The organism is Micromonospora sp. CA-244673, assembly GCF_050948395.1.
Classification (GTDB): domain Bacteria; phylum Actinomycetota; class Actinomycetes; order Mycobacteriales; family Micromonosporaceae; genus Micromonospora.
The window spans coordinates 3,994,260-4,018,497 of sequence record NZ_CP192019.1; the positions used below are offsets into that span (position 1 = coordinate 3,994,260).

Here is a 24,238-nt window from a genome sequence, read left to right on the forward strand (position 1 = left end):
CCAGCCGAGAGGGAGGCGTCGAGGTGGACCAGGACGAGTTCATCGGCGCGGTGGCGAAACGCTGCGGCATGTCGTCGGAGCAGGCCACGGCCGTCACAAGGGCCACGTTGACCACACTTGCGGAACGGATCGACGGCGGGGAGGCCCGGGATCTGGCCGACCGGCTCCCCGAGGCGCTGCGGGCGTACGCGTTCGGCGGCAGCGAGACCGGCGAGCGGTTCGGGCTCGACGTGTTCCTGGACCGGGTCAGCGGGCGGGCCGACATCGACGTCGGCCGGGCCAAGGACGGCGTGACGGCGGTGTTCGACGTGCTCCGCGACGCCGTGGACCCGGCCGGGTACGCGCAGGCGGTGGCCCAGCTTCCGGCCGAGTACGGCGAGGTCACCGACCAGACCGCGCCCTACGTCCAGCGCAGCCGGTGACGGGCGGGGAACCGCGATGAGCATCGGCGACGAGGATCCGCTGCGCCGGCCCCCGGAGGCCGACGCCCAGGAGCAGCGGCAGGACGAGACGCTGGTCGGCCCGCCGGACACGATCGCGGACGCGGTGCCGGAGGCGACCGAGGCGGACCTGGCCGAGCAGGGCGTGCTGAGCCCGCCCAGCGACCGCACCAGCCTGGCGGACGCGGTCCGCGACGACCTCACGCCGGCCGACGCGGTGGAACAGAACCAGGAGATCCCGCTGCCCGACGAGGAGCGCTGGGCCTGACGCTCAGCGGTCCGGGCTGTCCGCCGCGGCCATCAGGCGCAGCGCGTTCGGGTCCAGCCCGATCCGCACCGGCGTCTCGCCGTAGGGCTCCCCGTCGACCTCGATCCGCGCGGGCCGGTCCGTCTCCAGCCAGAGCTGCCGGACCGCCAGGAACGGCTCGTCGCCGAGGGTGCGGCGGTGCCCGGCGGACGCGTTGCGCGCCGTCTCGCGCAGCAGGCCGCGCCGGGTCGGCCCGCCCACCGGGTACGCGACCAGCAGCCGGTCGTCGGCGTTGGCGTCCGCGGTGATCGGCCGGCCGGCGTGGAAGCCGCCGTTGGCCACGTACACCTGGTGGGTGTCGAAGCCGTGCTCCCGCCCCTCGGCGCGCACGGTGACCCGCAGCTGCCGGTGCCGGGCGAGCAACCCCAGCGCGGTCAGCGGGTACGCGAGCCGCCCCACCACCCGCTTCAGCCGCGGCGGCGCGGTCAGCATGATGTCGGCCGACAGCCCGATCCCGACGTGGTTGGTGAACCGGGTGTCGCCGATCAGCCCCAGGTCGACGTCGATCACCTTGCCGTCGGTGAGCAGCCCGACGGCGGCGTCGAGGTCGAGCGGGACGCCGACGGTGCGGGCGAAGTTGTTGGTGGTGCCGAGCGGCAGCAGGCCGAGCGCCAGGTCCCGGTGGGCGAGCAGCCGGGCCGCCGCGCCGATGGTGCCGTCGCCACCCCCGGCGACCAGCAGGTCCGGGCCGAGGCCGGCGGCCTCGGCGAGCACCCGGTCCAGCTCGCCGGGCCGGTCCACCGGATAGGCGCCGAGCAGGGTGAAACCCGCCGCCCGCAGTCGGGAGTGGACCGTCTCGTAGAGCCGGCGGCCCCGGCGGGAGTGCGCGTTGACGACCAGCGCCGCCCGCCGCCGCTCCCGGATCGCCGCCCCCAGCTCCTGCTTGGTCCGCACGGTTCCCGACCCTATCCGCCGATCCGCCGCGGCGGTGGCAGCCGGCGGGTCACGACATAGGGAAACACCCGATTACCGGCCGTCACCGTCGCCCTAGCGTCGGGCGCATGGCACGTCACGCGCTTCCGCCGGCCCGTACCGGCACTCGACCGAGCACCGCCCGCGCCGCCCGGCTCGGGCTGCTGCCCCTGCTCCTGCTGGCCCTGCTCGCGCCGGCCGCCTGCGACGACGCGGGCGACACCCCGACCGCCGGACCGGCGGGAGTGGACGCCGACGCCGGGGACGACACCACCGGCGGGGACGACGCCGCCGACCCGGCGGGCACCGTCCGGCCGCCGTGCCCGTTCACCGCGACCCAGGTGTCCGACCTGCTCGGCCAGCCGATGCGGGACGAGGGCAGTTGCCTGTTCGGCGACGGCAAGGGGGTGGCCAGCCTGACCGTCACCACGGCCTCGGCGACGGCTGGCCGGGCGACCTTCGACTACCAGCACGAGCAGGCCGGCAAGCGGTACGGGCGGGTGGTCGACCTCGACCGGGGCGACCAGTCGTACCTGGCCGCCAAGGACGTCACGGGTGAGGCCGTGCTGATCAGCGACAAGGGCGCGTACACCCTGACCCTGAGCAGCCTCGGCACCGACGTGGCCGGCTACGAGCAGACGCTGCGCCGCCTGCTCGAGGCGATCCCGGCCTGAGAGGGGGCTCCCGGTGCGTACCCGTCTCCTGCCGACGCTCGCCCTCGCGGCGGCCCTCCTCACGCTGACCGCCGGGTGCGGCGGCCCCGACGAGCCGCCGGCCGCCGCCGGTCCCCCGGTCGCCGCGGCGCCGGCCGAACCCACGCCCGAGGCGACCGAGGTGGCCCCGTCCGCCGCGCTGCCCGACGCCTGCGCCCTGGTCTCCCGTGCCGACGCGCGGCGGCTCGCCGGCACGCCGGTGGACGTCGCGGTGCCGGTCCGGGAGTCGTGCACCTACACCGCCCCGGTGACCGGCCCCACCGCCCAGGTGGAGGTGTACGTCGGCGACGGCGCGAAGAAGTACCTCGACATCGAGCGCGAGCTGGGACACGAGGTGCTGCCCCTGGCCGGGGTGGGCGACGAGGCGCACCTCACCGCCGAGGCGTTCTTCATCAGGAGGGGCGAGGTCTGGGTGGCGGTGCGGCTCCTGCGGCTCAACGACCCGCAGGAGAACCGCGAGCCGCTTCGCGCCCTCGCCCGCACCGTCGCCGGGCGGATGTGAGGCGGCCGGTGCCCGGCCGCCGGCTGCTCGCCGCCGCGGTCGCCGTGCTGCTCGCGCTGACCGGGTGCGACAGCCTCCGGGCCGGCGGCGGGGCCGCGGGCGCGGGCGGCGAGGCGGATCTGCGCTACGGGCCGGCGCCGGCGCCGGGACCGGACGTCACCCTGCAACCGGACGTGGTGATCGTGGGCGGGGGCGGCCGGTCGGTGCGCTCGGTCAGCGCCGACGGGCTCACCTGGCGGTTGGACGCCGCCGCCCGCAACGCCGACCGGCTCGCCCCCGGAAAGGTCATGTTCGTGACCGGGCGGGGCGTGGGCCGGGTGCTGGACCTGGCCGAATCCGGCGGCGACCTGCTGGTGACCATCGGGCCGGTGGACATCACCGAGGTCGTCCGGGACGGCAGCTTCGCGTCCCGCGACCTGACCCTCGACGACCCGGTCGTCTACCCGGCCGGCGAGCCGTCGTGGGCCGAGGAGCCGCCGGCGCCGCGGCGCACCCTCGGCCGCAGCCGCCCGCTGCTGGCGCCGAGCGCCCCCGGCACGCAGCCGGCACCGCAGCGCGGTGGCCGGGGCGACGCCCGGGCGCACGGCTACCAGCTCTACACCACCTGCTGCACGGACGGCGTCGGCGCGCACTTCGCGTACGACGACGGCGGCGTGCGCCTCGTCGGGACGGTGACGCTCACCTTCGCCCGGCCGGACGCCTCCTTCCACCTGGACATCGGCGGCGGCACGGTGACCCGGGCCGAGCTGGAGATCACCGGCGGTTTCGGGATCAAGGTGGACTTCGAGGGCGGCATCTCCGACGGCCGCAACCACAAGAAGGTGTTCCCGGTCCCGGTCGACATCTCCTTTCCCATCGGACTCGCCGCCGGCATCCCGCTGTCGTTCACGGTGACCCAGACCCTGGAGGTGGCCACCGCGTTCGGCGCCCGCAGCGGCACCGTGAAGGGTTCCGGCGAGTACGCGCTGGCCGGCAAGCTCGGCTTCGGCTGGGCCAACGGCAGCGTCGGCCCGCGGGTGGACAGGTCGTTCCAGCGCCGCAGCAGCCTGCTCAACTCGCTCACCGGCGTGCCCGTCGGGGTGATGGGCCTGGTGATCCGCCACGGCGTCCGGTTCACCGTCGGCATCAGCGCCTTCCTGTTCACCGCCGGCGTCTACTTCGAGCTGACCACCTCGTACGGGGCCACGCTGGGCTCCGCCCTCGGCGCCCCGTACGCCCTGTGCCGTGGGGTCGGGATCGGGGTGCGGGCGACGTTCGGCGTCGGCTACCGCATCCTCGAACCGGTCGTCCAGGTGATCAACAAGTTCCTCAGCCTGCTCAGCCCCTCCCGGGCGCCGGCGATCCCGCCCGTCGCGGCGACCGCCGGCCCGAGCTGGCACAGCGACGTCTACCGCAACGAGGAGGTGGTGCCGAGCGTCCCGATCTGCGGACACGCCCCGCGGTGAACCGGGCCGGCGCTGGGCCGGGTGGCGCCGCTGTGCCAGGATCCCGCCATGGACGCCTCCCTGGTCGGCCGCGACGCGGTCGTCGAGCGGGTGTGGCGCGCCCTTGCCGGCGGGGCGCCCGTGCTGCTGGAAGGCGCCAGCGGCATCGGCAAGACCACGCTGTGGCGGGCCCTGGTGGCGCGCGCCGGGCGGGCCGGCTGGACGGTGCTGACCGGCGCGCCGACCGAGGCCGAGGCGGCCCTGCCGTACGCGGCGCTGGCCGACGTGCTGCGGCCGCTGGCGGACCGGGTGCCGGCCCTGCCCCCGCCGCAGCGGGTCGCCGCCGACGTGGTGCTGCTGACCGGCGACCACGACGAGGCGGTCGACGAGCGGGCCGTGGGCGCGGCCACCCGTACCCTGCTCGACGCCGCGACCGGCGGCGACGGGCGGGTCCTGCTCGCCGTCGACGACGCGCCCTGGCTCGACCCGCCCAGCGAGCGGGCGCTGCGGTTCGCGCTGCGCCGCCTGACCCGCCGGCCCGCCGTGCTGGTCGCCTGCCGCACCGGGGAGACCGGACCGTCCCCCGTCCCGCTGGGCCTCGACGACGACCCGACCGGCCACCGCCCGCTCACCCGGGTCGGCCTGCCCCCGCTCGGCGCGGTCGAGCTGCACCGCATCGTCCGGGCGCGGCTCGGCGGCACGCTCAGCCGCCCGCTGCTCGCCCGGCTGGCCCGGGACGCCGGCGGCAACCCGCTGCTGGCCATCGAGCTGGCCCGGGCCGTGCTGCGGCTGCCCCGGCCACCCGGGCCGGACGAGGACCTGCCCGTGCCGTCGTCGCTGCGTCACCTGCTCGCCGACACCCTGCGCGCGCTGCCCGGCCCGGGCCGCGACGCGGTACGCCTGGCCGCGCTGCTGACCGTGCCCACCGCCAAGGACCTGTCGGCGGCCGGCGTGCCGGCCGAGGCGCTCGACGCCGCCGAGGACGCCGGGCTGGTCGTCGTCACACCGGACCGGATCGAGTTCGTCCACCCCCGCTACGCCGCCGCGGTGCGCGAGAGCATCCCGCCCGGGGTGCGGCGCCGGCTGCACCGCGTGCTGGCCGACGCGGTGTCCGACCCGGAGGAACGCGCCCGGCAGCTCGCCCGCTGCGCCGTCGCGCCGGACGCCGGGGTCGCCGCCGACCTGGCCGCGGCCGCGGCGCGGCACCGGCAGCGCGGCGCGCCCGCCCTCGCCGCGGAGTGGTACGACCGGGCCGCCGAACTGACCCCGCCGGAGGCGGCGGCCGAGCGGGACCGCCGCCGCCTCGACGCGGTGCAGTGCCGCCTCGACAGCGGCGACTACGCGGCGGCCGGCCGGGCGGCCGAGGCCGCCGCCGCCGAGCTGACCGGCCCGGCCCACGCCGAGGCGTTGCTGCTGCGCGCCATGGTCGCCTGGTGCGTCGACGACCTGCCGGGCGCGGTTTCCGTCGCCGAGCGGGCGCTGGCCGCCGCGGACCCCGACGGCCGGCTGGCCGGGCGGATCCACGCCCACCTCACCCTGTTCCACGACACGCCGGAGCCCGCCCGCCGGCACGCCGAGGCGGCGATCGCCCGGCTCACCGACCGGGACGAGCACCGCCCGCTGCTCACCGCCGCGCTGCTGCTGCTCTTCTTCCACGAGGTACGCGCCGGCCGGCCGGCCCGCACCGGCCTGCTCGACCGGGCGCTGGCCCTGGAGGCCGGCGAACCGTCCTTCCTGGCCGGTTCGATCCCGGCCATCTGGTGGAAGGCGGTCGACGACCACGACCGGGCGCGGTCCCGGCTGCACCGGATGCTGGACCGGGCCGTGGCCCGCGGCGACGAGCCCTGGCAGCACGAGACGCTCACCCACCTCGGCGAGGCGGAGCTGCTGGCCGGCCGCTTCGCCGCCGCCGGCGCGCACATCGCCGCCGCCCGGGACCTGGGCGAGCAGCTCGGCACCGGCCTGGTCGGCGAGACCTGGCTGGCGGGCATGCTGGACGCGCACCGCGGGCGCCTCGCCGAGGCCGGCGCGGTGGCCGAGGCGGGGCTGCGCCGGGCCGACGAGTTCGACGACGCCTGGTGCCGCCGCATCCACCGGCAGCTCGCCGGGCTCGTCGCGCTCTCCGCCGGCGAGTGGGGTGCCGCCGCGGCCGCGTACGGGGCGCTCGCCGGCGAGCTGGACGGCTCGGGCATCGCCGAGCCGCTGGCGCAGCGCTTCGAACCGGACTGGATCGAGGCGTGCGTCGGCGCGGGCGACCTGGCGACGGCGGCGACGGCGTACGCCCGGCTCGCCGAGCGGCACGCGCGGCTCGCCCGCCCGTGGACCGCCCTCGGCCTCGCCCGCAGCCGGGTGCTGCTGGACAGCGCCAACGGCGTGGACCCGGCGCCGGCGCTGGCCGGGTTGGCCGCCGCCCGCGCCGCCGTGCCGGCGGACGTGCTGCCCCTGGACCGGGCCCGCTGCCTGCTGGTCGCCGGCCGGGCGCACCGGCGGGCGCGGCGGCGGCGGGAGGCCCGGGAGGCGCTGGAGGCGGCGGCCGCCGAGTTCACCGCGCTGGGAGCCGTCGCGTTCGCCGAGCGGGCGCAGGCGGAACTGGCCCGGATCGGCCGGCGCGCGCCGACGTCGACCGCGCTGACCGCCACCGAGGAGCGGGTGGCCCGGCTCGCCGCCCGGGGGCAGACGAACCGGGCCATCGCCGACGCGCTGTTCATCAGCCCGAAGACGGTGGAGGCGAACCTGGCCCGGGTCTACCGGAAGCTGGGCATCTCCACCCGCGCCGAGCTGGGCGCGGCCATGGGCGGGCCGGCCCCCCGCTGAGGGGCGAGCGACCGCCGCCCGCTCAGTGCACGGCGACGGCGACCGCCGCCGGCTCGACCTCGGCCAGCCGCGCCGGCCGGACCACGGTGAGCAGCACGAGCAGGGCCACCGCCATGCCACCGGCCACCACCGCGGCCATCGCCGCGGCGCCCGTGCCGAGCACACCCACCAGCGGCGCGGCGAGCGCGCCGACGCCGAACTGGACGGCGCCGAGCAGCGCGGCGGCCGTGCCGGCCGCCTCCCCGTGCCGGGACAGCGCCAGGGCCGGCGCGTTCGGCATGGCGAGCCCGGCCGCGGCGAGCACCACCCAGAGGGAGGCCAGCACGGCCGGCAGGCCGCCGACGCCGGTGGCGGCGAAGCTCACCAGCACCAGCCCGGCCCCGGTGCCCACGGTGAGCGCGGTGACCAGGATCCGCTGCGGGGTGTACCGGCGCAGCAGCCGCACGTTCAGCTGGGTGGCGGTGATGAGCCCGACCGCCCCGGCGCCGAACGCCAGCCCGAACTGCTGCTCGTCCAGCCCGTACCGCTGCTGGAAGACGAACGACGACCCGGCCACGTACGCGAACAGCGCCGCCATGGCGAGCCCGGCGACCAGCACGAGCCCGACGAACGTCCGGTCCCGCAGCAGCGCCCGGTAGTCCCGGCCGACGGCGGCGACGCCGCCGTGCCGGCGGCGCTGCGGCGGCAGGGTCTCCCGGAGCCCGACCGCCGCGACCCCGACCAGCAGGAGCCCGAAGACGGCGAGGGCCACGAACACGCCCCGCCAGTCCGACCAGCGGAGCAGGGCGCTGCCGAGGGTGGGCGCGAGGATCGGCGCCGCGCCCATCACCAGCATGAGCCGGGAGAAGAGCCGGGCGAAGGCGGCGCCGCTGAACAGGTCGCGGACCACGGCCATCGCGACCACCGAGGTGGCCGCCACGCCCAGCCCCTGCAGCACCCGGAGCACGCCCACCACCTGGACGGTCGGCGCGACCACGCAGAGCAGCGAGGCCAGGATGTGCAGCGCGATCCCGGCGAGCAGCGGCAGGCGCCGGCCCACCGCGTCGGAGAGCGGGCCGATCAGCAGCTGGCCGAGGGCCAGCCCGGCGAGGGTGCCGGTGAGGGTGAGCTGCACGGCCGCCGAGGTGGTCTCCAGGTCGGCGGTGATGGCCGGCAGCGCGGGCAGGTACATGTCGATGGTCAGCGGCCCGATCGCGATCAGCGAGCCGAGCACCAGCACGAGGCGCAGCTGCTGCCCGCGGCTCATCAGGTCACCGGGTGTCTCGACGGTCGGGGCGGGAGAGGACTGCGCACTGGTCACACCTGGCAGCAAATCACCGGGGGCCGATCTCATTCCCGCCCGCACCGAAGGTGCCCCAGGTCACATCCGCTCGTTGAACCGTCCGCCGCACATCGCACCGGGAGGAGACACCGTGCCCGACTATCCGCGGCCGGCCGCCGAGGTCGGCCGGATCGAGCCGGCGCCCCGCCGGATCCGCGCGTTCCTGGCCGGCGAGCTGGTGTTCGACACCAGCCGGGCGCGGTACGTGTGGGAGTGGCCGCCGTACCCGCAGTACTACGTGCCGGCCGCGGACGTCCGCCGGGACCTGCTGGTCGACGAGGGGCGCACCGAGGAGACCCCGCTCGGCGCCGCACGGCTGCACGGGCTGCGCGTCGGCGAGTTCGCCCGGGCCTCCTGCGCCCGCTGGTACGGCGCCGACGCGCCGTCCGGGCTGGCCGACATGATCCGGTTCGACTGGTCCGCGCTGGACGCCTGGTTCGAGGAGGACGAGGAGGTCTTCGTCCACCCGCGCAGCCCGTACTCCCGGGTGGACGCGCTGCGCGCGAACCGCCGCGTCCGGGTCGAACTGGACGGCACGGTGCTGGCCGAGTCGACCGCGCCGGTGCTGGTCTTCGAGACCGGCCTGCCGACCCGCTACTACCTGAGCCGCACCGACGTGCGCTTCCGGCACCTGGTGCCGTCGGAGACCCGGACCGCGTGCCCGTACAAGGGTCGCACCAGCGGCTACTGGTCGGTGCGGGCCGGCGACCGGGTCCACCCGGACCTGGCCTGGTCGTACGACTTCCCCACGGCCGCGCTGCTGCCGATCGCCGGGCTGGTGGCCTTCTACAACGAGAAGGTCGACCTGGTGGTGGACGGGGAACGCCTTCCCCGGCCGCGGACGCACTTCTCCTGATCCGGCGCGGCGGGACAGCGCCGGGCCGCCCCGCCTGCGTAGGGTGAGGCCGCAGTCCGTGACCTCGCGGCCGGCGCCGTCGGGGTCCGCCCCGCACGTCCCCACACGGGAGGAGCGTCACCGTGACCGCCACCGACTGGACCGCCGACGTCGCGGGCGTCGGCCGTTACGCCGAGGTCAACGGCATCAACCTCTACTACGAGACGCACGGCACCGGGCACCCGCTGATCCTGCTGCACGGCGGGCTCGGGTCGGGCGAGATGTTCGGGCCGGTGCTGCCGGCGCTGGCCGCCCGGCACCAGGTCATCACCGTCGACCTGCAGGGTCACGGCCGCACCGCCGACGTCGACCGCCCGCTCGACCTGCGCACGATGGCCGACGACATCGCCGCCCTCATCGACCACCTCGGGCTGGACCGGCCCGACCTGGTGGGCTATTCGCTCGGCGGCGGGGTGGCGCTGCGCGCCGCCGTGGCCCACCCGGAGAAGCTCGGCCGGCTCGTCGCGGCGTCCGCGCACGTCCGCTCGGACGCGATCTACGCCGAGATGCGCGCGCAGCAGGGCCAGGTGACCGGTGCCGCCGCGGAGTTCATGACGGACACCCCGATGTACCAGCTCTACCAGCGGGTGGCGCCGCGCCCGGAGGACTTCCCCCGGCTGCTCGACAAGATCGGCGCGCTGATGGCGGAGGACTTCGACCTGACCGAGGAGGTCCGCAACCTGCGGGTGCCGACGCTGATCGTCGCCGGCGACGCCGACATGGCGCCGCCGAGCCACTACGTGGAGGTGTTCAAGCTGCTCGACGGCGGCCTGCGCGACGGCGGCTGGGCGGGCGAGGGCCGGCCCAAGGGCGGGCACGCGCTGGCCATCCTGCCCGGGCTGACCCACTACAGCATCTTCAGCTCCCCGCTGTTCGCCGCGGTCACCCTCGCCTTCCTCGACGAGCCGGCCGGCTGAGGGCGGTCAGCCCTTGCGGCCGGTGGTGGCGATGCCCTCCACGAAGTGCCGCTGGGCCAGGAAGAACAGGATGATCATGGGTACGGTGGCGATCACGCTGCCGGCGAGGACGATCTCCCACTGCTGCTCGCCGCCGTACCCGAACCGGTCGAGGATCACCTTGAGCCCCCGGGGCAGCGTGTAGAGCTGCTCGTTGCGCAGGTAGATGAGCGGCTTGATGAGGTCGGTCCAGCTCGCCTTGAACTCGAAGACGAACGCCACCAGCAGGGCCGGGCGGATCAGCGGGAACGCCATCCTCCAGAACAGCTGCGGATAGCTCGCCCCGTCGACCCGGGCCGCCTCGAAGTACTCCCGGGGCAGGGAGAGGAAGAACTGCCGCAGCAGGAAGATGTAGAACGCCGACCCGAAGAGGTTGCCGGCCCAGAGCGGCACCTGGGTGTCGACGAGGCCGAGCCGGTTCCAGATCAGGTAGGTCGGGATCATGGTGACCGCGAACGGCAGCATCATGGTGGCGAGCACCAGGCCGAAGAGCAGGTTCCGGCCGGGGAACCGGAAGTAGGCGAACCCGAACGCCACCCAGGCGCTGGACAGGGTCGCCGCAGCGGCCGCCGCCACCCCGACCACGACGCTGTTGAACAGCCAGGTGAGCAGCGGCATGGCCTGCCAGGCCTCGGCGTAGTTGTCCGGCGTGAACGGCGTGGGCAGGAAGCCCGGCGCGAAGACATACTCTCGGGGCCGCAGCGAGGCGCTGACCAGCCAGACGAACGGCAGCAGGAAGATCACCGCCGCGACCGCCAGGGCGACCACGAACAGGACCCGCTGCCAGCGCGGCCGCCGGCCCTCCTCCGGCGGGGCCGGTCGGGGCGCCGCCGGAGGCGCCACCACGGTGCTCGCGGCGCCGGTGCCCACCGGCTGACTCGTCGTGGTCACCGGTCCTCCCCCTCGTAGTAGACGAACCGGTTGCTCAGCTTCACCTGCACCGCCGTGATGATCAGGATGATCAGGAACAGCAGCCACGCCATCGCCGAGGCGAAGCCCATGTGCAGGAACTGGAACGCCTCCTGGAACAGGTGGATCACGTAGAACGACGCCGCGTCGCTGCTGAACGAGCCCTGGGTCTGCCGGTTCCCGAAGTACATGGTGTAGACCTCGGTGAACATCTGCAGCGACGCGATGGTGTTGACGATCAGGGTGAAGAAGAGCGAGCCGGAGATCATCGGCAGGGTCACGTGGCGGAACCGGGCCCACGCGCCGGCCCCGTCGAGGTCGGCGGCCTCGTAGAGGTCACGAGGCACGTTCTGCAACGCGGCCAGGTAGATGATGACGGTGGAGCCGAGGCTCCACAGGCTCATGAGCACGATCCCGGGCATCACCCAGTCCGGGTCGGTGGTCCAGCTCGGACCGTCGATCCCGACCAGCGCGAGGCCGCGGTTGATCAGACCGTCCTGGGTGTTGAGCAGCAGCAGGAAGAGGATGCCGACGGCCACCGCCGGGGTCATCACCGGCAGGTAGAACACGGTACGGAAGAAGCCCTGCCAGCGGCCGACCCGCTTGAGCAGCAGGGCCAGCCCCAGCGAGATCAGCATCACCAGCGGCACGTGCAGCGACGTGTAGTAGACGGTGTTGCCGAGGCTGCGCGCCACCTGGGGGTCCGACATGAGCTGCCGGTAGTTGTCCAGCCCGCTCCAGCGGGGCGCGTTGATGACGTCGTACTCGGTGAAGCTGAGCCAGAGGCTGGCGATCATCGGACCGGCGGTGAACGCCAGGAAGCCGACGATCCAGGGCGCCAGGAAGACGTACGCCCAGCGGGCCTCCCGCCGGGCCAGCGGCGTGCGGCGCCGCCGGCCCGGGGCGGGAGGGGTGACGGTGGTGGCCATGGCCGGGGTCAGCCCGCGGCCTTGTCCAGCGCGGCGGTCGCCTCCTGCTGGGCGCGGGCCAGCGCCTCGGCCGGCTGGGCCTGGCCGGACAGCACCCGGTTCACCGCGTCGGTCCAGGCCTTGTCGAACTCGGCGCCGGCCGGCGAGGCGGGCATCGCGAACGCGGCGTCCTGGGCCTCCCGGATGGTGGCCACCGCGTCGTCGAAGCGTTTGTTGCCGGTCGGCTGGTACAGCTCGTCGAAGATCTTCTTGTCGGCGGCGGTGTTGCCGGTCCAGACGCCGGTGAACGGCAGGTTGGCCGCCTTGCGGGCCTCGGCCCGCGCCTTCGCGGCGGCGTACCAGGTGTCGGTGGCGGTCATCTGCTTCATGAAGGCGCAGGCCGCCTCCGGGTTCTTGGCGCCCTTGGTGACCACCCACGCCTGGCCGTTGGACATGCTCAGCGGCTTGCCCTGCCGGTCGGTGAACGGCTTCACGACCAGCTCGGCCTTGGGGCTGTTCTTGGCGGCCTGGTTGAGGAACCACTCCTCCATCGGCCACGCGGCGATCTGGTTCTTGGTCAGGGGGTTCTCGGCGCCGAAGAAGTCGAAGGTGTCCCGGAAGGACTTGAACTTGCCCCAGCCGCCCTGGTCCTGGATGAGCTTCACGCCGGTGGTCAGCGCCTCGACCACCTTCGGGTCGGTCAGGTTGGCCTTGGCGCCGTCTGCCGAGATCATCTCGGCGCCGTTGGCCTTCGCCCACATGGGCAGGAACTCGGGGATCTTCGGGTCGATGCCGATGCGGCTGAGCCGGCCGCCGGAGACCTTGGCCAGCTTCGTGTTGACCGCCGGCAGGCTCGCCCAGTCGGCGAGGTTGACGTCGTCGGCGGTGAGGCCGGCCTCCCTCAGCAGCGCCTCGTTGAGGTAGAGCACACGTACGTTGGAGAACTCGGGGATGCCGTAGACCGTGCCGTCGAGGGTGACCTGGTCCTTGGCGGCCTGCCGGTACTGCCCCAGGTCGATCCGCTGCTTCTCCACGCAGTCGGTCAACGGCTGGATCGACCCGCGCTTGGCGTACGTGCCGATCAGCTTGCGGTCCATGTAGACCAGGTCCGGCGGGTTGCCGGAGGCCACCGCGGAGAGGAACTGCTGCTCGTCGAAGGCGCCCTCAGTGATCTTCAGCTGGACGTCCGGGTGGTCCTTCTTGAAGGCGTCCACGCGCGTCTTGGCGATCTCGTCCGAGAGGCCGAATCCCATGGTGCTCAGCTCGCCGCTGCCCTTGGTGGCGCCGCCGCCGGAGTCGTCCCCGCCGCCCACTCCGCCGCAGCCGCTGATCGCCAGGGTCAGCACCCCGGCCAACGCGGTTGCCCGCAGTCTCCGTGACATGGCCACCTCCCGTAGTCGCGCGGGCCACCCTGCCCACGCCGACCTGCACTTCTCCGGTTCCCGGGAACTTCAAACCCGGGACGGAGAAGTCGTTGATCACTCGTGATCCGCCGGCCTCCCGGTGGCGGATCCGCAGGTCCGGACGGAGGCGTCAGGAGGCGGCGGACGGGGTCGGCGCCGCGCGTCCCCTGGGCAGCCGCTCGACGGCGACCGCGGTGAGCAGGACCAGGCCGAGCACGCCGAGCGCCGCGGCGGGCGGCAGCAGCACACCGAACGGCAGCAGGAGCAGGACCAGCACGGCGACGGCCCGCTGCGCCGGCGGGACCGGCTGGCCGGTGAGCCGGAGGAACAGCAGCCGGCCGCCCAGGAAGAGCGCGGCGCCCCCGTACAGGGCGACCGAGGCGGACCAGGTCAGCCTGCCGGGCCCGGCGTGCTCGGCGCCGCCGTGCACCCCGGCGACGAGCCCGAGCACCTGCTCGACGCCGAGCGACAGGTAGATGACCCCGGTGATCAGCAGCAGGTGGGTCTGGCTGTAGGCGTCCGACGCGATCCGGTCCCGCCGGTCCCCCGCCGCCGTGGCGAGGACCCGGGCGGCGGCCGGCCCGGCCCGGTCGAAGTACAGCCACCACAGGCAGGCCGTGACCGCGAAGCCGACCAGCGCCACACCGAGGACCGGCAGCGCGGTCACCGCCGACGCGGCGCCCACCCCGGCGGCGACGAGCGACTCACCGAGCGCGATGATCAGCACCAGACCGTGTCGCTCCGTGAAGTGGCTCGCGCTGCGCAGCGGCCAGGTGCCGCGCCGCGCGTACGACAGCCGTTGCCCGCCGATCTCGATGACGAAGGCCACCACCCACAGGACGGCGTGCGCCGTCCCGCTCAGCAGCGCGCCGAGCAGCAACGGCACCCAACTGGCGGCGCTGACCGCCGCGAAGAACCGGATCCGCGCCCGCAGCCCGGGCACGTCGGCCGCCGCCCAGTGGTAGAGCGTCAGGTGGACGACGCGGAGCAGCACGTAGGCGAGCGCGACGAGCAGCGGCCCGTCCAGGCCCGGCCCGGACGTCCAGGCGTCCGGCATGGCGAGCGCCGCCACGAACAACGCCGCCATCGCGACCAGGAAGCCGCCGCGGACCACCCCGACCTCGGCCCGCGTGTGGTTGCCCAACCAGGTGTACGAGGACCAGGCGATCCAGAGCAGCACGAGCAGGATCAGCCCCTGCACCATGGTGGTCGGGGTGGCCCGCTGCCCGATCAGCGCCATGATGCGGGTCAGCGCGAAGACGAAGACCAGGTCGAAGAAGATCTCGAACGGCGTCACCCGGCGCCCGGCCGGCGCCGGGGCGGGCGGGCGCGGCCACACCGGGCGCCACCGTGCCCCGTCCCGCCCCATGTCCGTCGCCTTCCGCCGCCCCGACCGGCCGATCGCCTCCGCCCGACGGTAGGCCGGACGGCCCGGGCCGTTTCGGCGATTCCGGTGATCGGCCGTCGGTCCCGGGGGCCGTCACGTGGGGGCGGCGTCACCCCACGCGGCCCGCACGAGGGCCGGGAGCACGCGGGCCGCCGATCCGCGCAGGTTCACCGCGCACACCGCGTCCAGCGGCGTCTCCTCCGGGTTGACCTGGATCACCGTGCCGCCCCGGCGGGCCGCGACCTGCGGGATCTCGGCGGCGGGATACACCAGGCCGGATGTGCCGACGGTGAGCAGCACGTCGCAGCGGTACGCCGCCTCGACGGCGGCCTCGAAGGCCTGCTCCGGCAGCGCCTCACCGAACCACACGACCCCCGGCCGGACGGGCGCCTCGCAGCGCCCGCAGCGGGGCGGCGCCAGCCGCCGGCCCTCGCCCGGCTCCTCGCCGGCGTCGGGCAATGGCGCCGGCTGGGCACAGGCCGAACAGCGCGGCGCGAACAGGCTGCCGTGCAGGTGGACGGGGGCGGCGGAGCCGGCGCGCTCGTGCAGGTCGTCGACGTTCTGGGTGATCACCACCGTCTCCGGCACCCGGGCCGCCATGGTGGCCACGGCCCGGTGCCCCGCGTTCGGTTCGGCCCGGCGGGCGGCGCCGCGCCGCCACTCGTACCAGCCCCAGACCAGCGCGGGATCGGCATGGAACGCCTCCGGGGTGGCCAGAGCCTGGGGGTCGCACCGTTCCCAGAGGCCGGTGAGCGCGTCACGGAAGGTGGGCACGCCGCTCTCGGCCGACATACCGGCGCCGGTGAAGACGACCAGCCGCCGCGCCCGCGCGAGCACCGTCGCCGCGTCCGCCAGGTCCATCCGCTCCCGCTCCCGTCGCCCGGTCACCGCGTGACGGTCAGGTGGACGTCCACCCGGTCACCCAACGCGATCCCCTCGGCCCGGCGGACCGCGGTCTTCACCGGCACGATGTAGCGCCCGTCCTTGGGCCAGAGCGACGTCTCCCATCCGGTCCCGCCGATCCGCGCGGTCACCGGGATCATCCCCCAGCCGTACGTGACCGACGCCGAGGCCGCCTCCAGTTCCCCGCACAGCTCGTCGGGCACGGTGACGAAGTGCCAGGGCGCGGGCCCCCGCCAGAACCACACCTCGCCGCTGAACTCCAGCTCCACCCGCTCAGGATAGGCGTCGATCCCGCCCTGCCCGCACCACCCGCACGGCGACCAGCACCGTCCACAGCAGCAGCGGGAACACGGCCACCCGCTCCATGCCCCCGACGCCGATGCCCAGGTCGACCCGCGCGACGAAGAGCACCACGCCGGCCACCCCGGTGGACCCGAGGACCGCACTGGTCGCCCGCATCCCACCCAGCACGGTCGACCGCCGGGCCAGCGCCGCCACCAGCATCCCGAGGTTGCCCAGCACGAAGATCAGCAGCGCGGCCAGGAAGTGCCGGTTCTCGTCGACGTCCGCCGGGGCGGCGGCGGCCAGGGCGTACCCGGCGGCGGCCGCGAGGGTGAGCAGCCGCGACGCGGTGGCGGCGACCCCGCGGCCGAGCGCCGGCCAGGTGAGCAGCGCCCCGAGGGCGAGCAGGGCCGCGGTGGCGGCCATCGCGCCGTTCATGGCGCCGTGCCAGGGCGAGCAGACCGGGCGGGGCCGGGTGCTGTCCCACAGGCCGCAGGTCACGTTGCCGAGGTCGCTGATGTTGTTGGTGGCCCAGCTGAACGGCGGCTGGCGCCAGGCCAGTCCGACGACGACGTTCGCGGCCAGGAACACGGGTGCGGCGAGCAGCCAGCAGGCGGCGCCGAGACGGTCACGGTCCATGCGTCCAGTCCAGCGGGCGAGGGGCGGCCGGCGCACGGGGCGTGGCGGGCCGGAGCGGGGTAGGGCCAGGCATACCCGGGAAGTGGGTACAGACGGCTGGGCTGCGCGAAAACCGGCTGGCTAGCGTGACGACATGACCTTGGACGAACCCCGGCACCTGGCGGAGGCCCTGCGCCGCCGCCGCTACCTGATCTCCGCCTGGCCCTGGCGGGCGCTGGCGTACGCGGTCACCACGGTGCCGCTCGCCGCCGTCCTCGCGGTCGGGTTGTTCGTGGTCGGGGCGCCGCTGCTCGCGGTGGTGAACGCGGCGCAGCGGGGCCGCCCCGTGGCCCTCCCCCTCGTCGTCCTGCTCACCGTCGTCGCCCTGGCCGCGGTCGCCGTCGCTCCGCTCGCGAGCGCCCCGCTGGCCGTGGTCGAACGCTGGCGGCTGGGCGTGGTCGACGGGCGTCCGTTGCCCGGGCCGGGGCTGCGCGGCCTGGCCGCGCGGTACACCACCGCCGCGGCGTGGCGGGAGGTGGCGTACGCGGCCTGGGTCGGCGGCGCCGTGCCGCTGGCGTACGGGATGTTCGCCCTGCTCGTCCTGGTCGACGTCGTGCTGCTCGCCGGCCCGTGGCTGGCCGGCGGCGCGGACCGGATCGTGCTCGGGTGGACCACCGTGGACACCCCGCGCGCGGCGGTCCCGTACGCCGTCGCGGCGCTGCTGGCCGTGCCGGGACTGGTCTACCTGGCCGGCCTGCTCGTCGCGGCCCAGGCCGGGGTGGCCCGCTGGCTGCTCGGCAACCCGTCCGACGGGCCGGCGCTGCGCGAGGTCACCCGCTCCCGCGCCCGGCTGGTCGGGGCGTACGAGGCGGAACGCCGCCGGATCGAGCGGGACGTGCACGACGCGGCCCAGCCGAGGCTGACCAGCCTCACCCTCCAGCTGGGGCTGGCCCGGCTCGACGTGCCCGAGGACTCCCCCGCCGCCACGCCGCTGGCCGTCGCCCACGAGCAGGCCAAGGAGCTGATGGTGACGCTCCGGCGGATCGTGCAGGGCATCCGCCCGCAGCAGCTCACCGAACTCGGCCTGGCCGGCGCCGTCGGCGAGCTGGCCGCCCAGGCCACCGTGCCGGTCACCGTGCGCGCCGACCTCCGCAGGCCGGTGCCGGAGCTGGTCGAGACCACCGCCTGGTACGTGGTCTCCGAGGCGCTGGGCAACGTCGCCCGGCACGCCGGGGCGACCCGCGCCGAGGTACGGCTCACCCGCCCCGACCGGCGCCTGGTCGTGGAGGTGGAGGACGACGGCCGGGGCGGGGCGGACCCGGCCCGGGGCACCGGGTTGACCGGGCTCGCCGACCGGGTCGCCGCGGTGGACGGGCGGTTGCTGCTCGCCAGCCCGCCCGGTGGACCTACCCTCGTCCGCGTGGAGCTGCCGTGCCGCCCGTGACCCGCGTGGTGCTCGCCGAGGACGAGGTCCTCCTGCGGGAGGGCCTCGTCGGCCTGCTGACCCGGTTCGGCTTCGCCGTGGTCGCCGCCGTCGGCACGGCGCCCGACCTGCTCGACGCGGCCCGCACCCACCGGCCGGAGCTGCTGGTGACCGACATCCGCATGCCGCCCGAGCACCGCGACGACGGGCTCCGCGCGGCCGTCACGCTGCGCGCCGAGCGGCCCGACCTGGCCGTGGTGGTGCTCAGCCAGCACGTGCAGAGCGGGTACGCGGCCGCGCTGCTCGACAGCGGCGACGGCCGGCGGGTCGGCTACCTGCTCAAGGACCGGGTCGCCGACGTCGCCGAGTTCGCCGACACCCTGCACCGGGTGGCGGCCGGCGGGACCGCTGTCGACCCCGACGTGGTGCGGCACCTGCTGCGCCGCCCCCGGGATCCCCTGGCGGCCCTGTCACCCCGGGAACGGGAGGTGCTGGGGCTGGTCGCCGAGGGCCACTCCAACGGGGCGATCGCGGCGCGGCTGCACGTCACCGAGGCGGCGGTCGGCAAGCACGTCGGGAACATCCTCACCAAGCTCGACCTGCCGCCCGCCGACGACACCAACCGTCGGGTGCTGGCGGTGCTCGCCTACCTGCGCGCCGGCCGCTAGGCGGCTCAGAGGTTCATCGGCGCGGGGTCGCCGGCCAGCTGGCGGAACCGCACGCGGGGGTCGGGGACCAGCCGCCGGGAGGCCAGGTCCAGCAGGCCGCCCACCCCGGTGATGGTGGCGACCGGGGTGCCGTCGGGGAGGGTGAGCTCCTGCACGATCTGGAACGTCTTCCCCTCGCCCCAACGGAACTCGCAGGACACGTCCACCTCGTCGCCGCCGCGCAGCTCCCGCAGGTAGCGCAGGGTGACCTCCAGGGCCACCGGCCCCACGCCGCCGGCGAGGAGCCGGTCCTGCGGGATGCCGGCGGCGCGCAGGCACTCCCACCGGGCGTGCTCGCCGTACTGGAGGTAGACGGCCTGGTTCAGGTGGCCCTGCGTGTCCAGCTCGTAGCCGCGGACGGTGACGCGCACCCGGAACGGATCTCCCATGTGGTCGAGCCTAACCAGGGGTACGACACCGCCGCGGCGGTCAGAGCTGGTGGCGGTCGTCGGCCGGCAGGCCGGGCGCCTCGGGCGGCTCGGGGGTCTCGTCGGGCCGCCCGAGCTGCGCCACGCGGGTCGGGTCGAGGACCCGGGAGAGGAACGACCGGGTCCGCTCGTGCCGCGGCGCGCCCAGCACCTCGGCCGGCGGCCCCTGCTCGACCACCACGCCACCGTCCATGAACACGACCCGGTCGGCGACGTCCCGGGCGAACGCCATCTCGTGGGTCACCACCATCATGGTCATGCCGTCCTCGGCCAGCTTGCGCATGACGGTGAGGACGTCGCCGACGAGCTCGGGGTCGAGCGCGGAGGTCGGCTCGTCGAAGAGCATCAGCTTCGGGTCCATCGACAGCGACCGGGCGATGGCGACGCGCTGCTGCTGCCCGCCGGAGAGCTGCGCCGGGAACGCGTCGGCCTTGTCGCTCAGGCCGACCCGGTCCAGGTTGGCCCGCGCGACCCGCTCGGCCTCGGCGCGACCGCGCCGGAGCACCCGGCGCTGGGCGATGGTGAGGTTGTCCAGCACGGTCAGGTGCGGGAAGAGGTTGAACGACTGGAACACCATGCCGATGCCGCGGCGTACCGCGTCGATCTCGACGTCCGGGTCGGTCATCTCGGTGCCGTTCACCCAGATCCTGCCGGCGGTCGGCTCCTCCAGGAGGTTGACGCACCGCAGCAGCGTGGACTTGCCGGATCCGGACGGTCCGATGACGCAGACCACCTCGCCGTGGCCGACCTCGAAGTCGATGCCCTTGAGCACCTCGAGCGGCCCGAAGGACTTGTGCAGGTCGCGGATCTCGACGGCGGGCTGGGTCGGGCTGGTCGTCATGGGGTCACCGAGCCTTGGCGTAGCGGAGTTCGAGGCGGCGTACCACCTGGGACAGCGGCAGGGTGATGATCAGGTAGGTGAGCCCGGCCACCAGCAGCGGGGTGGCGTTCACCCGGTCGTTGAGCGTGTCCCGGCCGAACTTCGTGACCTCGATGGTCTGTGCCGTCACGCCGAGCACGTAGGCGAGCGACGAGTCCTTGGTGAGCAGGATCAGCTCGTTGGTCAGCGGCGGGATCACGATCCGGAACGCCTGGGGGATGACGATCGTGCGCATCGCGGTGAAGTGCGACATGCCGAGGGTGCGCGCCGCCTCCGTCTGCCCCTTCGGCACGGCCTGGATGCCGGCCCGGATGGTCTCGGCCATGTACGCGGCCGCGGTCAGCCCGAGGCCGATCGCGATCGACCCGAACACGCCGCCCGGGATCTCCCGCTCGGGGAAGGCGATGGGGATGCCGTACCCGACGAGGAAGAGCACCAGCAGCGCGGGCAGGCCACGGAACAGCTCGATGTACGCCGTCGCCACCCACCGGTACGGCGCCACCCGGGACAGCCGCATCAGGGCCAGGATGGTGCCGAAGACCAGGCCGAAGGCGAACGCGCCCAGGGTGTAGAGGATCGTGTTGCGCAGCGCGACGGTGATGACCGTCGGGAACATCGACTCGATGATGTCGACGCGGAAGAACGCCTCCCGCAGCCGGCCCCAGTCCGCCGCGAGGATCACCACGGCGATGACGGCCACGAAGGCCAGGTACTGGAGCCAGAGGGACAGCCGCTCTCGCTGGCGGCGTCGCAGCTTCACGTTCGGCGCTCCTTGAGAGGTGCGGAGGGGTGCCGGACCGGAGGGCGCGCCGGGCGCGCCCTCCGGCCGGGTGGGTGGTTCAGGCGGTCGGCTTCTTGCCGATCCACTTCTCGTAGATCGTGTCGTAGGTGCCGTCCTGCTTCGCCTTGGCGAGCGCCTCGTTGATCTTCTTGAGCAGCTCCGGGTTGCCGTCCTTCTTCACCGAGAAGCCGTACTGCTCACCGGTGTCGAACTCGGCGGTCACCTCGAACCCGCCCTGGTGCTCCTTGATGTACTCGGTCCAGACCGGCAGGTCGTTGATGGCGGCCTCGATCTGGCCGTTGGCGAGGGCCTGCTGCTCGGCGGCGAGGTCCTCGAACTCGACGAGCTGCAGGCCCTTCTCGTCGGCGACCTTCTTGGCGTAGTCGCGACCGGTGGTGGCGGCCTGGACGCCGACCTTCTTGCCCCGCAGGTCGTCGAGCGACTTGTAGGCCTTGCCGGTCTTGACCAGCATGGCCTGGGTGGCGTCGAAGTACGGGTCGGAGAAGTTCATGACCTTCTGCCGTTCCTCGGTGATCGTCATGCCGGCGGCGGCCGCGTCGCACTTGCCGGTGTTCAGGTCCTGGCCGGACTTGATCCCCTCGAACGGCGTGTCGACGATCTTCTGCTCGACGCCCAGGTCCTTGGCGACCAGGTCCATCACGTCGACGTCGAATCCGACCACCTTGCCGGCGGCGTCCTTGGACTGGAACGGCGCGTACGGCAGGTGGGTGCAGACGGTGAGCTTGCCCTTCTCGACGAGCTTGACTCCGCTCGCCTGGGTCTCGCCGTCCTCCTTCTTGGCGCATCCCGCGCTCGCCGCGAGGGCGGCGATCGCCACGACAATGCCAGCCCTGCGGACTGCGCTCTGGAAAGTCACGGCAGTGTCCCTCCGTTCGACCCTGGTATGACAGCCAGCCAGGGCTGGTGCAAAGACGGTGTGACAGGGGACGGTACCCGATCGGGGTAGCCGCACCAAGATCACGGCGGGCGACCGCACCCAAGCTGTGACCGATTCCGCCGGATGATCCCGGCAGCCGGGACGCAACGGGACGGGACCCTTGCCGGCAAGGACTGAATGGTGGTTCACTTCTTGGGTGGCGTACCGGAGCACCGAGCGGGTGAAGGCCCGCCTGAGCGCCTCCCGGCAGCGGATCATCACGGCCGCGCTGGAGATCATGGCCGGCCACGGCTACGCGGGCTGCTCGGTCGCGGCCGTCGCCGAGCGGGCCGGCGTCGCGACGGGCACCGTCTACCGCCACTTCCCCACCAAGGCCGACCTCTTCGCCGAGGTGTTCCGCACCGCCTCGCAGCGCGAGGTGGACGCCGTGGCGCGTGCCGCCGCGCAGCGAACCACCGTCGCCGCGCAGATGGCGGCCGTCGTCGAGACGTTCGCCGGCCGCGCCCTGCAGTCCCCCCGGCTGGCGTACGCGCTGCTCGCCGAGCCGGTCGACCCGGCGGTCGACGCCGAGCGGCTCACCTTCCGCCGCGCCTACGCCGACCTGATCGCCGGTCACGTCGCGGCGGGCGTGGCGAGCGGCGAACTGCCCGCGCAGGACCCCGAGCTGACCGCGACCGCGCTGGTCGGCGCCCTGGCCGAGGCCATGGTCGGCCCGCTGGCCGCCGGGGTCGCCGGCCCGGGCACCATCCCCGACCTGATCAGGTTCATCCACCGCGCGCTGGGAGTATCGCCGTGACGACACACGAGGTGTTCAACCAGGTTCCCCCGCTGGCCGGTCACGACGCGGCCGACGACCCGGCACTGCTCGACGCGCTGGCCCGGGAGGGCGCCGGCTGGTCCGCCGCCGAGGTCCACGAGCTCGGCCGGCTCGGCGGCGCCGCGACCGCCATCGAGCACGGGCGGCTGGCGAACGAGCACCCGCCGGTCCTGCGGACCCACGACCGCTACGGCCACCGGATCGACGAGGTCGAGTTCCACCCGTCCTGGCACGAGCTCATGCGCACGGCCGTCGCCCACGGGCTGCACGCCGCGCCGTGGGCCGACGAACGGCCGGGCGCACACGTGGCCCGGGCGGCCAAGTTCTACGTGTGGCGACCCGACGCCGGCCACGGCTGCCCGATCTCGATGACCTACGCGGCGGTGCCCGCCCTGCGGCACAGCCCGGACCTGGCCGCGCGGTACGAGCCGCTGCTCACCGCGACGGCGTACGACTTCGGGCTGCGCCCGCCGCTCACCAAGCAGGGCCTGCTGGCCGGCATGTCGATGACGGAGAAGCAGGGCGGGTCGGACGTGCGCGCCAACAGCACCGTCGCGCACCCCGACCCGGACGGCAGCTACCGGCTCGTCGGGCACAAGTGGTTCACGTCGGCGCCGATGTGCGACGTCTTCCTCACCCTCGCCCAGGCCCCGGGCGGGCTCACCTGCTTCCTCGTCCCCCGCGTCCTGCCGGACGGCGCACGCAACCCGATGCGGCTCATGCGCCTCAAGGACAAGCTCGGCAACCGGTCCAACGCCTCGGCCGAGATCGAGTACGAGCACGCCGTCGCCTGGCGCGTCGGCGACGAGGGCCGCGGCGTGCGCACCATCATCGACATGGTCAACCTGACCCGCCTCGACTGCGTGATCGGCGCGGCGGCCGGGATGCGCCAGGGGCTGATCACCGCCGCCCACCACGCCACCCACCGGCGCACCTTCGATCGCTACCTGATCGACCAGCCGCTCATGCGCAACGTGCTCGCCGACCTCGCGGTCGAGTCCGAGGCCGCCACCGTCCTCATGATGCGGCTCGCCGGAGCCACCGACCGCTCCGCGCGGGGCGACGCCGGCGAGACGGCCTTCAAGCGGCTCGCCCTCGCCGTCGGCAAGTACTGGGTGTGCAAGCGCTGGCCGGCACACGCCGCCGAGGCCCTCGAATGCCTGGGCGGCAACGGCTACGTGGAGGAGTCGGGCATGCCGCGGCTGTTCCGCGAGTCGCCGCTGAACTCGATCTGGGAGGGCTCCGGCAACGTGGCGGCGCTGGACGTGCTGCGCGCGGTCGCCCGGGAACCGCAGGTCGTGGAGGCGTTCCGGGCCGAGGTGAGCGCCGCCGCCGGCGCGGACCCGCGGCTCGACGCCGCGGTGCGCCAGGTGCAGGCCGACCTGTCCGACCACGACGACCTCGAACTGCGGGCCCGCCGGGTCGTCGAGCGGCTCGCCCTGGTCCTGCAGGGCGCGCTGCTCGTGCGGCACGGCCACCCGGCCGTCGCCGACGCCTTCTGCGCCTCCCGCCTCGGCGGTGACCACGGCCAGGCGTTCGGCACCCTGCCGAGCAGCGTCGACTTCGCCGCAATCATCGCCCGCGCCGTGCCCAAGGTGGGCTGATCGCTA

At 74.6% G+C, this 24,238-nt stretch carries 25 protein-coding genes; 12 read left to right on the forward strand and 13 right to left on the reverse strand.

Features of this window, described 5'->3' with window-relative positions:
• The first annotated feature begins 23 nt into the window (after nt 1-23).
• Together ACQP12_RS18705 and ACQP12_RS18710 are read left to right on the forward strand one after the other, a co-directional pair.
• The gene (locus tag ACQP12_RS18705) at nt 24-422 is read left to right on the forward strand and encodes a DUF2267 domain-containing protein (protein WP_433280535.1); all 399 of its coding nucleotides are present in this window, start codon (nt 24-26) and stop codon (nt 420-422) included.
• 16 nt (nt 423-438) lie between these two features.
• Nucleotides 439-708, forward strand: coding sequence for a hypothetical protein (locus tag ACQP12_RS18710; protein ID WP_433280536.1), 270 nt, complete (start codon nt 439-441; stop codon nt 706-708).
• A gap of 3 nt (nt 709-711) precedes the next feature.
• Here the strand turns inward: ACQP12_RS18710 and ACQP12_RS18715 are convergent, their stop codons facing one another.
• Nucleotides 712-1,641: a diacylglycerol/lipid kinase family protein gene (locus tag ACQP12_RS18715; protein ID WP_433280538.1), complete on the reverse strand. Its 930-nt coding sequence runs from the start codon at nt 1,639-1,641 to the stop codon at nt 712-714.
• A 107-nt stretch (nt 1,642-1,748) separates the two neighbouring features.
• Between ACQP12_RS18715 and ACQP12_RS18720 the strand changes: the two genes are divergently transcribed.
• Genes ACQP12_RS18720 through ACQP12_RS18735 form a run of 4 tightly spaced genes read left to right on the forward strand, consistent with a single transcriptional unit; the run spans nt 1,749 to nt 7,112 of the window.
• Nucleotides 1,749-2,333, forward strand: coding sequence for a hypothetical protein (locus ACQP12_RS18720; RefSeq protein WP_433280541.1), 585 nt, complete (start codon nt 1,749-1,751; stop codon nt 2,331-2,333).
• Nucleotides 2,334-2,346: 13 nt separating this feature from the next.
• On the forward strand, nt 2,347-2,874 hold the full coding sequence (locus ACQP12_RS18725; RefSeq protein WP_433280542.1) for a hypothetical protein: 528 nt from the start codon (nt 2,347-2,349) through the stop codon (nt 2,872-2,874).
• Between the two features lie 8 nt (nt 2,875-2,882).
• A complete protein-coding gene (locus ACQP12_RS18730; protein ID WP_433280544.1) occupies nt 2,883-4,319 on the forward strand; it encodes a hypothetical protein in 1,437 nt (478 codons plus the stop codon).
• A gap of 48 nt (nt 4,320-4,367) precedes the next feature.
• Nucleotides 4,368-7,112, forward strand: a complete 2,745-nt coding sequence (locus ACQP12_RS18735) for a helix-turn-helix transcriptional regulator (protein WP_433280546.1) — start codon at nt 4,368-4,370, stop codon at nt 7,110-7,112.
• 22 nt (nt 7,113-7,134) lie between these two features.
• Here ACQP12_RS18735 and ACQP12_RS18740 read toward each other — a convergent pair whose 3' ends face one another.
• Entirely contained in the window at nt 7,135-8,358 is a 1,224-nt protein-coding gene (locus ACQP12_RS18740) for a multidrug effflux MFS transporter (RefSeq protein ID WP_433289330.1), read from the reverse strand.
• A 166-nt stretch (nt 8,359-8,524) separates the two neighbouring features.
• On the opposite strand from ACQP12_RS18740, the gene ACQP12_RS18745 reads away from it, so the two are divergent.
• Both ACQP12_RS18745 and ACQP12_RS18750 read left to right on the forward strand, forming a co-directional pair.
• Entirely contained in the window at nt 8,525-9,289 is a 765-nt protein-coding gene (locus tag ACQP12_RS18745) for a DUF427 domain-containing protein (protein WP_433280548.1), read from the forward strand.
• Between the two features lie 185 nt (nt 9,290-9,474).
• Complete coding sequence (locus tag ACQP12_RS18750; protein WP_433289332.1) at nt 9,475-10,245, forward strand: alpha/beta fold hydrolase; 771 nt, start codon at nt 9,475-9,477, stop codon at nt 10,243-10,245.
• Between the two features lie 6 nt (nt 10,246-10,251).
• On the opposite strand, the gene ACQP12_RS18755 is transcribed toward ACQP12_RS18750, so the two are convergent.
• The 7 genes from ACQP12_RS18755 to ACQP12_RS18785 all read right to left on the reverse strand — a co-directional run bounded on the left by ACQP12_RS18755 (nt 10,252) and on the right by ACQP12_RS18785 (nt 16,715).
• Nucleotides 10,252-11,175 (reverse strand): carbohydrate ABC transporter permease, encoded by a 924-nt coding sequence (locus tag ACQP12_RS18755; RefSeq protein ID WP_433280550.1) that lies wholly within the window; start codon nt 11,173-11,175, stop codon nt 10,252-10,254.
• On the reverse strand, nt 11,172-12,122 hold the full coding sequence (locus ACQP12_RS18760; RefSeq protein WP_433280552.1) for a carbohydrate ABC transporter permease: 951 nt from the start codon (nt 12,120-12,122) through the stop codon (nt 11,172-11,174). The genes ACQP12_RS18755 and ACQP12_RS18760 overlap by 4 nt, the downstream gene beginning before the upstream one ends.
• Before the next feature lie 8 nt (nt 12,123-12,130).
• Nucleotides 12,131-13,483: an extracellular solute-binding protein gene (locus ACQP12_RS18765; RefSeq protein WP_433280554.1), complete on the reverse strand. Its 1,353-nt coding sequence runs from the start codon at nt 13,481-13,483 to the stop codon at nt 12,131-12,133.
• Between the two features lie 151 nt (nt 13,484-13,634).
• Nucleotides 13,635-14,873, reverse strand: coding sequence for a low temperature requirement protein A (locus tag ACQP12_RS18770; RefSeq protein WP_433280556.1), 1,239 nt, complete (start codon nt 14,871-14,873; stop codon nt 13,635-13,637).
• 111 nt (nt 14,874-14,984) lie between these two features.
• On the reverse strand, nt 14,985-15,752 hold the full coding sequence (locus tag ACQP12_RS18775; protein WP_433289334.1) for an SIR2 family NAD-dependent protein deacylase: 768 nt from the start codon (nt 15,750-15,752) through the stop codon (nt 14,985-14,987).
• 23 nt (nt 15,753-15,775) lie between these two features.
• Nucleotides 15,776-16,063: a DUF1905 domain-containing protein gene (locus ACQP12_RS18780; RefSeq protein ID WP_091258368.1), complete on the reverse strand. Its 288-nt coding sequence runs from the start codon at nt 16,061-16,063 to the stop codon at nt 15,776-15,778.
• Between the two features lie 4 nt (nt 16,064-16,067).
• Nucleotides 16,068-16,715 carry a DUF998 domain-containing protein gene (locus ACQP12_RS18785; RefSeq protein WP_433280558.1) on the reverse strand — a complete coding sequence of 216 codons (648 nt, stop codon included), beginning with the start codon at nt 16,713-16,715 and terminating at the stop codon, nt 16,068-16,070.
• A gap of 133 nt (nt 16,716-16,848) precedes the next feature.
• On the opposite strand from ACQP12_RS18785, the gene ACQP12_RS18790 reads away from it, so the two are divergent.
• Nucleotides 16,849-18,138, forward strand: a complete 1,290-nt coding sequence (locus tag ACQP12_RS18790) for a histidine kinase (RefSeq protein ID WP_433280560.1) — start codon at nt 16,849-16,851, stop codon at nt 18,136-18,138.
• The gene (locus tag ACQP12_RS18795; RefSeq protein ID WP_433280562.1) at nt 18,126-18,785 is read left to right on the forward strand and encodes a response regulator transcription factor; all 660 of its coding nucleotides are present in this window, start codon (nt 18,126-18,128) and stop codon (nt 18,783-18,785) included. The genes ACQP12_RS18790 and ACQP12_RS18795 overlap by 13 nt, the downstream gene beginning before the upstream one ends.
• 5 nt (nt 18,786-18,790) lie before the next feature.
• Here ACQP12_RS18795 and ACQP12_RS18800 read toward each other — a convergent pair whose 3' ends face one another.
• The 4 genes from ACQP12_RS18800 to ACQP12_RS18815 all read right to left on the reverse strand — a co-directional run bounded on the left by ACQP12_RS18800 (nt 18,791) and on the right by ACQP12_RS18815 (nt 21,751).
• Nucleotides 18,791-19,213: an acyl-CoA thioesterase gene (locus ACQP12_RS18800; protein WP_357946890.1), complete on the reverse strand. Its 423-nt coding sequence runs from the start codon at nt 19,211-19,213 to the stop codon at nt 18,791-18,793.
• A 40-nt stretch (nt 19,214-19,253) separates the two neighbouring features.
• Nucleotides 19,254-20,093, reverse strand: coding sequence for an amino acid ABC transporter ATP-binding protein (locus ACQP12_RS18805; protein WP_433280564.1), 840 nt, complete (start codon nt 20,091-20,093; stop codon nt 19,254-19,256).
• Between the two features lie 4 nt (nt 20,094-20,097).
• Nucleotides 20,098-20,892, reverse strand: coding sequence for an amino acid ABC transporter permease (locus ACQP12_RS18810; RefSeq protein ID WP_433280566.1), 795 nt, complete (start codon nt 20,890-20,892; stop codon nt 20,098-20,100).
• Between the two features lie 79 nt (nt 20,893-20,971).
• Nucleotides 20,972-21,751, reverse strand: coding sequence for a basic amino acid ABC transporter substrate-binding protein (locus ACQP12_RS18815; RefSeq protein WP_433280568.1), 780 nt, complete (start codon nt 21,749-21,751; stop codon nt 20,972-20,974).
• 256 nt (nt 21,752-22,007) lie between these two features.
• Here ACQP12_RS18815 and ACQP12_RS18820 point away from each other — a divergent pair, with 256 nt between their 5' ends.
• Together ACQP12_RS18820 and ACQP12_RS18825 are read left to right on the forward strand one after the other, a co-directional pair.
• A complete protein-coding gene (locus tag ACQP12_RS18820) occupies nt 22,008-22,607 on the forward strand; it encodes a TetR/AcrR family transcriptional regulator (RefSeq protein WP_357946878.1) in 600 nt (199 codons plus the stop codon).
• Nucleotides 22,604-24,232 (forward strand): isovaleryl-CoA dehydrogenase, encoded by a 1,629-nt coding sequence (locus ACQP12_RS18825; protein ID WP_433280571.1) that lies wholly within the window; start codon nt 22,604-22,606, stop codon nt 24,230-24,232. Before ACQP12_RS18820 ends, ACQP12_RS18825 begins: the two co-directional genes overlap by 4 nt.
• The last annotated feature ends 6 nt before the right edge of the window (nt 24,233-24,238 follow it).

What these genes read in the sequence shown, in the direction of transcription:
- ACQP12_RS18760 (WP_433280552.1), bottom strand. Translation starts at nt 12,122, where the DNA reads ATGGCCACCACCGTCACCCCTCCCGCCCCGGGCCGGCGGCGCCGCACG.
- ACQP12_RS18790 (WP_433280560.1), top strand. Translation starts at nt 16,849, where the DNA reads ATGACCTTGGACGAACCCCGGCACCTGGCGGAGGCCCTGCGCCGCCGC.
- ACQP12_RS18740 (WP_433289330.1), bottom strand. Translation starts at nt 8,358, where the DNA reads ATGAGCCGCGGGCAGCAGCTGCGCCTCGTGCTGGTGCTCGGCTCGCTG.
- ACQP12_RS18735 (WP_433280546.1), top strand. Translation starts at nt 4,368, where the DNA reads ATGGACGCCTCCCTGGTCGGCCGCGACGCGGTCGTCGAGCGGGTGTGG.
- ACQP12_RS18770 (WP_433280556.1), bottom strand. Translation starts at nt 14,873, where the DNA reads ATGGGGCGGGACGGGGCACGGTGGCGCCCGGTGTGGCCGCGCCCGCCC.
- ACQP12_RS18805 (WP_433280564.1), bottom strand. Translation starts at nt 20,093, where the DNA reads ATGACGACCAGCCCGACCCAGCCCGCCGTCGAGATCCGCGACCTGCAC.
- ACQP12_RS18800 (WP_357946890.1), bottom strand. Translation starts at nt 19,213, where the DNA reads ATGGGAGATCCGTTCCGGGTGCGCGTCACCGTCCGCGGCTACGAGCTG.
- ACQP12_RS18785 (WP_433280558.1), bottom strand. Translation starts at nt 16,715, where the DNA reads ATGGACCGTGACCGTCTCGGCGCCGCCTGCTGGCTGCTCGCCGCACCC.
- ACQP12_RS18765 (WP_433280554.1), bottom strand. Translation starts at nt 13,483, where the DNA reads ATGTCACGGAGACTGCGGGCAACCGCGTTGGCCGGGGTGCTGACCCTG.
- ACQP12_RS18720 (WP_433280541.1), top strand. Translation starts at nt 1,749, where the DNA reads ATGGCACGTCACGCGCTTCCGCCGGCCCGTACCGGCACTCGACCGAGC.
- ACQP12_RS18710 (WP_433280536.1), top strand. Translation starts at nt 439, where the DNA reads ATGAGCATCGGCGACGAGGATCCGCTGCGCCGGCCCCCGGAGGCCGAC.
- ACQP12_RS18775 (WP_433289334.1), bottom strand. Translation starts at nt 15,752, where the DNA reads ATGGACCTGGCGGACGCGGCGACGGTGCTCGCGCGGGCGCGGCGGCTG.